The sequence below is a fragment of the Streptococcus sp. HMSC056C01 genome, from assembly GCF_001811305.1.
In the GTDB taxonomy this organism is placed as follows: Bacteria; Bacillota; Bacilli; order Lactobacillales; family Streptococcaceae; genus Streptococcus.
Genome location: NZ_KV804196.1, coordinates 1 through 318, shown reverse-complemented (window position 1 = coordinate 318; position 318 = coordinate 1). Strand labels below are relative to the sequence as shown.

Sequence of the window (318 nt, the reverse complement as noted above, 5' to 3'; positions counted from 1 at the left end):
TAGATGAAAATGGTAAAGAGATTCAAAAACCTCGCCAAGATACTCCAAACTCACCATATGACACACCATATGACACTACTGAAGAAGGTGAAAAACCAAACACAATCAAGAGTGAAGATGGTAAGACATATAAGATCGTACCGAAGGGTGATTATCCAGTAGGTAAGGTTGATGAGAATGGACACCTTGAAAAGTCTGACCCAGTTACAGGTCAGGTTACTAAACCAAAATCAACTATTACTTATGTCTATAAAGAAGTGAATGGAAATGTCTATGTACACTACGTAGATACAGAAGGCAAGACCATCAAGTCAGATG

At 38.1% G+C, this 318-nt stretch carries 1 pseudogene; it reads left to right on the top strand.

Annotated features, from left to right (window positions below):
- Positions 1-318 (top strand): annotated as a pseudogene (locus HMPREF2795_RS04440) (MucBP domain-containing protein); the annotation flags it as partial.